Origin of the sequence: Hafnia sp. (assembly GCF_036648275.1) — a bacterium.
GTDB lineage: Bacteria > Pseudomonadota > Gammaproteobacteria > Enterobacterales > Enterobacteriaceae > Hafnia > Hafnia alvei.
This window is the reverse complement of the sequence record NZ_JAVXIQ010000016.1, coordinates 83,018-94,809: the sequence shown is the minus strand read 5'-3', so window position 1 is coordinate 94,809 and position 11,792 is coordinate 83,018. Positions and strand designations below refer to the sequence as shown.

Sequence of the window (11,792 nt, the reverse complement as noted above, 5' to 3'; positions counted from 1 at the left end):
CCGGCGGAGTTTGGGGCGCCCTGGATGGGCGATACCAAACCGGAGCGGAGATGGCATCTCGGATAAAAGCGCGCGAGTGCAGAGACCACGCGCTGGTGGTCTCTGCCCGTACGCCTTAACCAGTGTATCAATGAAGCTCTATATGAACAGGCGGACGGAATATTACACAAAGGTGTCATAAACAACTAGCGGACGGAACCATACACCTAGGTGCTATAAACGCGAGCGAATGAAACCTCACCCCAAATCTCTAACCGTATGCACCATATAATTCACATCCACGTTCGGTGCTAGCTTGAACTTGTCCGTTAACAGGTTGTAATGCAGGCCAATCATATTGCGTTCGCGCAGCGGGGTTTCGTCGATCCAACCGATTAACTCCGCTGGGCGAATGAATTTTTTCACATCGTGAGTTCCCTTTGGCACCATCTTCAGTACGTATTCAGCGCCAATAACCGCCATCAGCCAGGCTTTGTTATTGCGGTTAATCGTCGAGAAGAAAACGTGTCCGCCGGGTTTTACCAGCTTGGCGCATGCCAACACAACGGAGCGTGGATCGGGAACGTGTTCCAGCATTTCCATGCAGGTGACAATATCGTAGAGCCCCGCATGTTCATCGGCGTGCTGCTCAACGGTTTCTTGAACGTAGGTGACTTTGATGCCGGTTTCCAGTGAATGCAAACGGGCGACCTGTAGGGGCTCCGCGCCCATATCTAAGCCAGTGACATCGGCACCTTCGCGCGCCATGCTTTCAGCCAGAATGCCGCCGCCGCAGCCAACATCGAGGATTTTCTTACCAAATACACCGTCGGCGCGTTGCTGGATATAGTTCAGGCGCAGAGGGTTAATGCGGTGCAGGGGTTTAAATTCCCCTTCGAGATCCCACCAGCGCGATGCCACGGCTTCAAATTTAGCAATTTCCTGATGGTCTACGTTTTGTTCAGACACCGAACACTCCTTCTAAGATATTTCTGGTGGCGTGAATCATTCACCCGAAAATAATTTTTTGAGAAAAGTACTGCTGTGGATTATACAGATTCTTGGCTAAATGAGGTTAATTCCGCCGTGCATTGAAAAGCGCACAGGGTTTCGCACTAAATCCGGCTTTATGATATAATTCGCGGTCTTTGTCATCGTGTATGCGCTTTGATCTATTCGATGAATATACCCAAGGGTGTCTGTTAGGGTAGCGGCAGCAGATGAATCATCAGAAGTCAGTAGAGGGATAGCAGCTCCATGAGCGACCTTGCCAGAGAGATTACGCCGGTCAACATCGAAGAAGAGTTGAAAAACTCGTATCTGGATTACGCCATGTCCGTTATCGTCGGGCGTGCGCTGCCGGATGTTCGTGATGGACTGAAGCCAGTTCACCGTCGCGTTCTGTTCGCGATGAATGTATTGGGCAATGACTGGAATAAAGCATATAAAAAATCGGCCCGTATCGTCGGGGACGTTATCGGTAAATACCATCCACATGGTGATAGCGCGGTATACGATACTATCGTTCGTATGGCTCAGCCGTTCTCGCTGCGTTACATGTTGGTTGATGGACAGGGTAACTTCGGTTCTGTTGATGGCGACTCCGCCGCAGCAATGCGTTATACCGAAATCCGTATGTCCAAAATTGCTCACGAACTGTTAGCGGATCTGGAAAAAGAGACCGTTGATTTCGTGCCTAACTATGACGGCACCGAGCAAATCCCAGCGGTGTTGCCAACCAAAGTTCCAAACTTACTGGTAAACGGTTCTTCCGGTATCGCCGTAGGTATGGCAACCAATATTCCTCCACACAACCTGAATGAAGTGATCAATGGCTGCTTGGCCTATATTGATGACGAAAACATTACGGTTGAAGGCCTGATGCAGCATATCCCTGGCCCGGATTTCCCAACAGCCGCGATCATCAACGGTCGCCGTGGTATTGAGGAAGCGTATCGCACTGGGCGCGGCAAGGTGTATATCCGTGCCAAAGCCGAAGTTGAAGCGGACGAAAAAACCGGCCGCGAAACCATCATCGTGCATGAAATTCCTTATCAGGTGAACAAAGCTCGCCTGATCGAGAAAATTGCCGAGCTGGTAAAAGAAAAACGTCTGGAAGGCATCAGCGCCCTGCGCGATGAGTCTGATAAAGACGGTATGCGTATTGTTATTGAAATCAAACGTGACGCCGTGGGCGAAGTGGTTCTGAACCACCTGTACTCACTGACGCAAATGCAGGTGACGTTTGGTATCAACATGGTGGCGCTGCATCAGGGACAGCCTAAACTGCTGACGCTGAAAGATTGCCTACAGGCATTCGTTCGCCACCGCCGCGAAGTTGTCACTCGTCGTACCATCTTTGAACTGCGCAAAGCTCGCGATCGTGCGCACATCTTGGAAGGTTTGGCGATTGCGTTGTCGAACATCGACCCAATCATTGAGCTTATCCGCCATGCGCCAAACCCTGCAGAAGCGAAAGCGCTGCTGGTTGCACGTGGTTGGGAGCTGGGCACCGTTGCAGCGATGCTGGAACGTGCTGGCGATAACGCTGCGCGCCCTGAATGGTTGGAGCCAGAGTTCGGTATTCGTGAAGGTCATTACTATCTGACTGAACAGCAGGCACAGGCTATTCTGGATCTGCGTTTGCAGAAACTGACCGGCCTTGAGCATGAGAAGCTGCTCGACGAATACAAAGATCTGTTAGAGCAGATCGCTGCGCTGATCTTCATTCTGGAAAGCCCAGATCGCCTGATGGAAGTGATTCGCGAAGAACTGATCGCGGTTCGTGACCAGTTTGGCGATGCGCGTCGTACCGAAATTACTGAAAACACTGCTGATATCAACATCGAAGATTTGATTTCGCAGGAAGACGTCGTGGTGACCTTGTCGCATCAGGGCTATGTGAAATACCAGCCTCTGACCGACTACGAAGCACAGCGTCGTGGTGGTAAAGGTAAGTCCGCAGCACGTATTAAAGAAGAAGACTTCATTGACCGCCTGCTGGTGGCCAACACGCATGACACCATTCTGTGCTTCTCAAGCCGTGGTCGTTTGTACTGGATGAAGGTCTATCAGTTGCCTGAAGCGAGCCGTGGTGCGCGTGGTCGTCCGATCATCAACCTGCTGCCGCTGGAAGCCAACGAACGTATTACCGCTATTCTTCCGGTGCGCGAATACGAAGAAGGTCGTCACGTCTTCATGGCAACCGCGAGCGGTACCGTGAAGAAAACTGCGCTGACCGATTTCAGCCGTCCTCGCAGCGCGGGTATTATTGCCGTGAATCTGAACGAAGGCGATGAGCTGATTGGCGTTGATCTGACCGACGGCAGCAACGAAGTGATGCTGTTCTCTGCGGCCGGTAAAGTGGTGCGTTTCCCAGAAAGCCAAGTGCGTTCTATGGGCCGTACCGCAACGGGCGTACGTGGTATCAACCTCAACGGTGAAGACCGCGTTGTGTCGCTGATCATTCCTCGTGGCGAAGGCGATATCCTGACCGTGACCGAAAATGGTTATGGTAAGCGTACCGGCGTGGCAGAGTACCCAACCAAGTCCCGTGCGACTCAGGGGGTTATCTCTATCAAGGTCAGCGAGCGTAATGGTAACGTGGTTGGCGCTGTTCAGGTCGACGAATGCGATCAGATTATGATGATCACCGATGCAGGCACGTTGGTACGTACCCGCGTGGCTGAGGTGAGCGTTGTTGGTCGTAACACCCAAGGTGTTACGCTGATCCGCACCGCAGAAGACGAGCACGTTGTTGGCTTGCAGCGCGTTGCTGAACCAGAAGAGGATGATGAAGTTCTCGATGGTGAAGAGAATGCGGTAGTTGACGGCGATGTTGCTGATGTCGCGGACGATGCTGAAAGCGTTGATGATGCTTCAGAGTCTGATGATGAAGAGGGCGACGAAAACGCCTAATTGCTAGCGTTTCGTTGACTCGATAAAAAGCCAGTGCAGATGTTTGTACTGGCTTTTTTTATCTCTAGTGACTAGTGTGATACTTGAATGTAGGCCTTTCGTTTAACAGTCCGTTTTCTGCTATGGTAATCCTTTGAAATATCTAGCCTCTTTCCGAACAACGCTGCGAATTTCACGCTATCTATTCCGAACGCTGGCGCTGATGCTGTGGATCTTGGGCGCTTTGCTGACCACGTTTTATATTCTCAATGAATTTCATGAGAAAGAGTCGGACATCCGCCAAGACTTCAACCTGAATTTTGATCAGGCGCAGGGGGTGATCAAACACTCCTCAAGCATCATGCGGGATATTCGCTATATTGCGGAAAATCGACTGAGCTGGTCTGTGACTGGGCTAGATATGATCAACGGCGTATTCAGTGGAAAGAATACGCTCCCGCCGCTGACGCCTATTTTTCCTGAGTCAGACTGTCAGCTGCTGAGTGATAATTACCAGAACTCGTTAGAGTCGCTCAGCAATTTCATCAACTATTGGAAAGAGAATTTCGTTGCTGCGTATGACCTAAACCGAATCTTCTTTATCGGCGGCGACAGCTTATGTCTGGCTGATTTTGGTATTCGCAATACGCCACTCGACCAAAGCAATGTGTTCCGCAATCTGCATCAGCGTATTTTGATGTTCCAAAACAGCAATAATAAAGAGAAAGAACATACGCTGTTCTGGGTGATCCCAGGTACTCAAAATGACGTTGGGGCGCTTTATGTTATTACGCCGGTTTACATCGCCAATAAACTGGAAGCACTGCTAGGCACCGAGCAAAATATTCGCTTAGAGGATTTTACCAATCCTTCTACGCTGCCGGTGGGCGTCACATTGTTGAATGAAAATAACGACGTCTTAATGACCTACACTGAAAACGGCGGTGAGCAACCCGCCCTTTCAGGTATTCCGAACGACGATAACTATTTTGGCTATAACAGCGGCTATGACACCCTGTTGCTGAAAAAGAAACTGAGCCCGTCGGGATTAAGCATTGTCTATTCACTGCCGACCAGCGTATTGCTCGAGCGTTTTAATTTGCTCCTGATTAATGCGGTGATCCTTAACTTAATCAGCGCGCTTATTCTGTGTGTATTGACGTGGTTATTTGAGCGAAAAATGTTTTCTCCGGCAGAAAATAATGCGTTTCGTCTTGAGGAACATGAGCAATTTAACCGTAAAATTGTCGCCTCTGCGCCGGTGGGCATTTGTATTCTGCGAATTAAAGACGGTAGCAATATTCTGAGTAATGAACTGGCGCATAATTATATCAGCCTGTTTACCTCTGAAGACCGCCATCGGATCACGCGCATTATCTGCGAGCAACCCAGCAGCGTGGTTGACGTCATCACCAGCCAGAATCAGAATCTACAAATTAGCTTTGTTCATTCCCGCTATCGCAATGAGGATGTGGCGATTTGCGTCATGATCGACGTGAGCGCGCGCGTTAAAATTGAAGAGTCATTGCAAGAGCTGGCCAATGCCGCCGAGCAGGCCAGCCAGTCGAAATCAATGTTCCTAGCGACGGTCAGCCATGAGTTGAGAACGCCGCTGTATGGCATCATTGGTAATCTCGACCTGCTGCAAACTAAGTCGCTGCCGGAAGAAACCCAGCGTCTACTGGCGGCGATGAGTAACTCCTCGGGGCTGCTGCTTAAAATCATCAGCGACATTCTTGATTTCTCCAAGATCGAATCCGAACAGCTCAAAATAGAGCCGGGAACCTTCGAGCCGCGTAAGGTGATCCCGCATATCATCGGCAACTACTTGCCGCTGGTGGTCCGCAAGCGCTTGGCGATGTACTGCTTTATTGAGCCAGAAGTACCAGACTCCGTTTCTGGCGATATCATGCGTATTCAGCAGGTGCTGTCGAACTTGCTGAGCAACGCGATCAAATTTACCGACACCGGCTGCATTATCCTTCAGGTACGGGTACAGGATTTCTATCTTGAGTTCCGCGTACGTGATACTGGCTTAGGTATTCCGTTCCGCGACGTGATGAAGCTGTTCGATCCTTTCTTCCAAGTAGGAACCGGCGTGCAGCGCCATTTCCAAGGAACCGGTTTGGGGCTGGCCATCTGTGAAAAACTGGTCAGTCTGATGGATGGCGATATTGCCGTGGAATCCGAGCCGGGAATGGGCAGCATATTTACCGTGCGTATTCCGATGTATCAGGCGGTGGAGTCAGCGCCTGAAATTGCTGCCCTAGCACAAAAAACTGTTTGGCTTGAGATCCACAATGCGCGCTTGGAAGCGTATCTGTTGAAACTTCTGACCATGGCCGGTGCGGATGTTCGTCTATGCAGCGCCAGCGAACACTGCGATGAGCAGGGCATTTTGATTTCAGATCATGACGTTACTCTGACTATACCGGTTAAGACGCACATCCGCTTATCCGCAGAATATTTAGGTCATGCAAAACGCAAAGAGGATGGTTCATGGGTGCTCAGCACGGCGGCACCGCTAGAATTATTGAGTATTCTACGCCGCATCTTTGTGCCAGAAGACACGGCATTACTCCCCGATCTTTCTGAAGATAATGGCCCTATTGAAGTCAAAGATTACAGCGATGTGCATATTCTTATCGTCGACGATCATCCGATCAACCGTCGTTTACTGGCCGATCAGCTGATTTCATTAGGCTATCAGTCGGTTTCAACCGCGAGCGATGGTTTGGATGCGTTAGGTGCATTAGCGAAACAGCAGGCCGACATCGTGCTTACCGATGTTAACATGCCAAACATGGACGGTTACCAGCTCACTGCGCGTCTGCGCCAGCAGGGCCGCACCGCGCCAATTATTGGTGTGACGGCTAACGCATTGGCAGAAGAGCGGGAGCGCTGTATTCAGGTTGGAATGGATAGCTGTTTGTCGAAGCCGGTGACACTGGAAGAGTTACAAAAATCACTGCATCATTTTGCTGAGGTGGTGAGGAAGGGAAGAGACAAAGGGGTTTAATACCCCACCCCAACCCTCCCCTTGTCAGGGGAGGGAGCCATACGGTGCTCAATATTGGTGTTGAGTCCAGAGTGCTCCTCCCCCTGACAAGGGGGAGGCTGGGAGGGGGTAATACAGCGATAACTTAGTCTTTATCCACCGACATAATATTGACGGAAGAAAGATAGTTCAGCAGCGCAATGTCGTTATCGACGCCGAGTTTCAGCATGGCTGATTTCTTCTGGCTACTGATGGTTTTAATGCTGCGGTTCAGCTTTTTAGCAATTTCTGTTACTAAGAAACCTTCGGCGAATAAGCGCAGGACTTCGCTTTCTTTTGGTGACAGACGTTTGTCACCGTAGCCGCTCGCGCTAATTTTTTCCAGTAGTTTGGACACGCTTTCTGGGGTGAATTTCTTGCCTTTCTGCAATGCAGCCAGCGCTTTCGGTAAATCAGCCGGCGCGCCTTGCTTAAGAACAATCCCTTCAATATCCAATTCCAGAACCGCACTTAAAATAGCAGGGTTATTGTTCATGGTCAGAACAATAATGGACAGGTGCGGATAATGGCGCTTGATATATTTAATCAAGGTAATGCCATCGCCGTATTTGTCGCCCGGCATGGAAAGATCGGTGATCAGTACATTCGCATCCAGCTTAGATAAGCTATTGATTAATGCCGTTGAGTCTTCAAATTCCCCGACAACGTTAACCCATTCGATTTGTTCAAGTGACTTCCTAATACCGAATAGGACAATTGGATGGTCATCAGCAATAATTACATTTAGGTTATTCATGTTGTTGGCTACCTAGTAGAAGCAGTCGGCTGACAAAAGTATCAATCTGACTGATCAAAATCTTTATATTTGTTACATCGCTTTCTTTAATGGCGAGTTCTAACTGTTCACATAGAGTTTTGCCGGTGGGGATATTAAGCATGGCAAAAACACCCTTAAGTCGGTGTGCAGTCAGAGAAAGCGGGGATAAATCACTCTGTTCAGCTTCAGTATACAGTTTCTGTACATCTTCCGGTACTGTTTCCACAAACAGAGAAAAGTAATCCTTTGATTTAAAAGGAGAGCCTTCAGTAGAGGGATCTGCATTTTCAGCATATTCCGCATCGATTGGCGATTCTGTGACCGCAATCTGTTGCTCAATCAGCAGCAAAATGGCGTCAATGAGCGGCTCGGTGAGGTTGAAGTTAGCCTTAATGCGATGCGGCGCGTACTCTTCAAATCCATCAATATCAGAGACCAACAGCAGGGTGTAATCTTCCGCATTCTCTGGAGCATCTGTCAGCGTAATATCATATTCTTCGTTGGCATCGCGGCCGTCGGCAATAATGGACGCGGCACCAAAAGCGGCAAGCTTATGCATAATCAGGCTGCGAATTTCATCGGAGGTGATTTGCAGATAGGCGGTGATCCCGTCCAGCAGCTTTTCCGACTCTTCTTCCGGATGTTCCACGGGATGCATGATGCAGCTAAAGCTATAACGCGTTCCGATATCGTCTTTGCTTTGAATATCCAATCTACCGCTCATGCGTTTGCACAGCTGGGCGCACAGATAGTAGGTCATTCCCGAGCCTCTGGCGAAGCGATCGCTTTGCGGCTCACCGAGATTTGGATAGCGTAATCCATTGATCTCTTTATTGGATACGCCGGTGCCGGTATCGCTGAGCTCAAAACAAATATGGTCAGGAGATTCGGGTTTCTGCGTGACTTTCAGGGTGATTTTTCCATACACCGTGGTAATGATGGAATAGTGCAGCAGCATGGAAAGCACTTGCTCTAGCGAACGAATATCACCGATAAACTCTTTATCTGGATCGATATCCGTGTGGTTAATCAGCGTGAGCCCTTTGCGGCGCAGTTCAGGCAAGCTGCGTTTTAGCAGCTCATCAATGCGTTTGTTAAGGTTGAATGTTTCGGTCACCGGACGCCAATCCCGATTTTCAATTTCGGTGAGCAGCGTAATTTCATCGATCAAAGCCTGCGCATGGCGTGTCTCGGCCCACAGCAAATCTAGCAGGCGCGGATCTTCTTTATTATTTTTAATATCAGCGACTAATTGCTGAATATTAATCATCGGCGCATTAAGCTCGCGGCTTAAATTAGTAGTCATGATTTTGCGCGCGGTCAGATTTTTCTCATATTCACTCTGAGCCTGTTTTAGCTTTTTGCTGACCATCATTTCTTTATCCAGATCGCGCATTAAGAACAGGGCAGATTTAATATTCTGCTGGCTGCGCACCATCTGAATTTCATACATTTCATTGTTGACCGTTGCTTGAATTCGCCCCTGATGTTCTTGAGCCATGCTAGCAATTTTGCTCAGGCTAAGGTGCGGCAACAGATGATCGGCAATTTTATTGCTGGCAACCACGGTGTCGGTATCAAAACGATAAATCAGTAGGCCAATCGGTAAATGGGTAATAATTTCCTGATTCATTTCCTGCTGGGCACTAAGTTGCGCAGCCATGCGTTTCCCGGGACGAATATATTGGTGACGCACGAAATAAAAACCGGTGAATGACAGAACGAGCACCAATAAATTAATCAGCACCAGCCAGAAGTTATTCCTCAGAATATCCACGGTGAGCGTTGTCATCGGGATATTGAAATCAATCTTCAGCGGCGTGTTATACAGCGGGGCGCTGACCGTTAACCACGGCCATCTCAGCGTAGAGAAAGCCTCTGGCAGTTCTTCACGCGACATCAATTCTGACGGTGATTCCGGATTTTCAGTGATCAAGAAACGTTGAACGGGCAAATCGCGTGGCAAAATATCGCCGACAGGCAGATCAAAAGCCACGACGGTAGCTAAATGCCCAGGGTTATTAAAAGTGGTACGCAAGGTGAAATAGTAAGAATTCAGGAAACGGAACTTGCGCAACCCTGAGAAGCCTTCGCGTTCGTCTAATGAATTAGACTGTTGCAGCATTTCAGTTTTACGCGACTCGACCACGTTACCCAAATATCCCTCTTTATAACGCGCAGACAGATCTTTCATCGGCATCGTCGATACCAAAATCAGGCTATTATCCTGCCCGTTCAGGTAATACATGGAATAGGTTTCAGTTTCCGCGCCCCATAAAATATCGAGATAGTTTGACATGCGCAGCGCTAAATCGCTGGTGCTAGCATCATGCTGACCAAAAATCAGCGCGTCGGTTTTATGGCGGCTCTTTTCCAATAAATAGATATCAGGACGTAACCGAATCTCGTTGACCGGAGAGGGCAGTTGGACAGAATTAGAAGCCGAAAGGTTGTCATAAACCTGATAGGTTACAAAACGGTAGGTCTCGATACGCTTTTGCAGCTGATCGGCAACCGTCGCTAGCATGGTTTGCTTGCTGTTAATGTAGGCATTCACATAGTTATAGCCGTAGAGCAAATTAGCCATAACCAGCAGAAAAATAAACAGCATATAGCTGCGCGTGATCCCAGAAAGAGAGGCATCGGCACTATTGGATGATTCCTTCAGACTTAACATGATGCTGATCTAACCCTATCTAAGATGATGACATTGCGTCTGCGGCAAAGACTATGTGCCGCAGTATAGCAAGAGTCCTTATCCCCTTCATACTTGAAGCTGCTTATACGTTGGCTACGCTCGCGCACCCAAATCACTTACTAAAGTAAGCTCATTGGGATTTGCTCACTTGCCGCCTTCAAGCCGCTCCAATTATTTTGGGGATACTTTTCATACTTGAAGCTGCTCACTTGCCGCCTTCAAGCCGCTCAAATTATTTTGGGGATATTCTTCATCCTTGAAGCTATTTACGCGTTTCGCTAAGCAATCTTACGTCTAAACATTGCGTAGGCGGCGCTGCCGGTGGTTAAGGTAATCACCAGAAGCGGCCATAGGCTGTGCCAGATAATATCGAAGCTCACATCCTTCAAATAGAGCTCTTTGGTGATATCGGTGAAGTGTCGAACTGGATTTATCCACGTCAGGTTTTGCAGCCAAACCGGCATATTTTCCACCGGCGACACATAACCGGACAGCAAGATTGCGGGCATCATAAACACAAATACGCCAATAAATGCCTGCTGTTGCGTTGAGCATAGCGATGAAATCAGTAGGCCAAAACCGACCAACGAAAGCCCGTAGATCAGCATGGTGAAGTAAAACAGCAATAGGGAACCGGCAAACGGAATTTGGTAGGCAAAAATCCCGATCAACAATACGACAGTAGCCTGAAACGTTGCGACAATCAGGGCGGGAATGGCTTTGCCAACGAATATCTGCCAGGTATTCAGCGGTGAAACCAACAGCTGTTCCAGCGTTCCCTGCTCGCGTTCGCGTGCCACCGACAGCGACGTCACAATTAACACGCCGATGGTGGTGATCATGGCAATCAGCGACGGCACGACGAACCATTTGTAATCCAGATTGGGGTTGTACCAGTTGCGAATAACCAGCTCGGAGTTTCTCTGGGCTAAATCGTGAGTGGATACAGGCTGTCCGCTGATAAGCTCTTGTTGATAGTCACGGACAATCTGCTGAACATAGTTTGCCGCGATTTGCGCGCTGTTGGAGCTGCGTCCATCCAACACTATCTGTAACGGCGCCTGATGGCCGGACAAAATATCGCGCGAGAAATTGGCAGGAAAACGGATTAATAGCAGCGCTTTTTGGTTATCAATCGTCGGTGCAATCTCTTGCGGGCTGTGTAGCAGTAGCACGTTGGTAAAGGCTTCGGCCTTGGCAAAGCGCTGGGTGAGTTCTATCGACGACTGGCCGCTATCTTCGCTATAGATCGCAATGCTGGCATTGGTGACATCCAACGTTGCGGCAAAAGGAAACAGCACCACTTGCAAAATGACCGGCATGATCAAGATGGCGCGAGTTTGTGGATCGCGCAGCAGCGATTGAAGTTCTTTAATGATTAATGTCCACAGCCTATAGAACAT

Annotated in this window: 6 protein-coding genes; 2 read left to right on the top strand and 4 right to left on the bottom strand. The window is 49.0% G+C overall.

The window, feature by feature from the left end; all coding sequences use genetic code 11:
• Positions 1-237 precede the first annotated feature (237 nt).
• A complete protein-coding gene (gene ubiG / locus RSC70_RS14495) occupies positions 238-948 on the bottom strand; it encodes a bifunctional 2-polyprenyl-6-hydroxyphenol methylase/3-demethylubiquinol 3-O-methyltransferase UbiG (protein WP_063586814.1) in 711 nt (236 codons plus the stop codon).
• A gap of 288 nt (positions 949-1,236) precedes the next feature.
• Here ubiG and gyrA point away from each other — a divergent pair, with 288 nt between their 5' ends.
• Together gyrA and rcsC are read left to right on the top strand one after the other, a co-directional pair.
• Positions 1,237-3,897, top strand: coding sequence for a DNA topoisomerase (ATP-hydrolyzing) subunit A (gene gyrA, locus RSC70_RS14490; RefSeq protein WP_040044654.1), 2,661 nt, complete (start codon positions 1,237-1,239; stop codon positions 3,895-3,897).
• A gap of 133 nt (positions 3,898-4,030) precedes the next feature.
• On the top strand, positions 4,031-6,895 hold the full coding sequence (gene rcsC / locus RSC70_RS14485; protein ID WP_332542850.1) for a two-component system sensor histidine kinase RcsC: 2,865 nt from the start codon (positions 4,031-4,033) through the stop codon (positions 6,893-6,895).
• A gap of 124 nt (positions 6,896-7,019) precedes the next feature.
• On the opposite strand, the gene rcsB is transcribed toward rcsC, so the two are convergent.
• The 3 genes from rcsB to RSC70_RS14470 form a co-directional block, all read right to left on the bottom strand.
• On the bottom strand, positions 7,020-7,670 hold the full coding sequence (gene rcsB / locus RSC70_RS14480; protein WP_025798039.1) for a response regulator transcription factor RcsB: 651 nt from the start codon (positions 7,668-7,670) through the stop codon (positions 7,020-7,022).
• The gene (gene rcsD, locus RSC70_RS14475; protein ID WP_332542848.1) at positions 7,663-10,368 is read right to left on the bottom strand and encodes a phosphotransferase RcsD; all 2,706 of its coding nucleotides are present in this window, start codon (positions 10,366-10,368) and stop codon (positions 7,663-7,665) included. Before rcsD ends, rcsB begins: the two co-directional genes overlap by 8 nt.
• Before the next feature lie 299 nt (positions 10,369-10,667).
• Positions 10,668-11,792 carry an ABC transporter permease gene (locus tag RSC70_RS14470; RefSeq protein ID WP_103009988.1) on the bottom strand — a complete coding sequence of 375 codons (1,125 nt, stop codon included), beginning with the start codon at positions 11,790-11,792 and terminating at the stop codon, positions 10,668-10,670.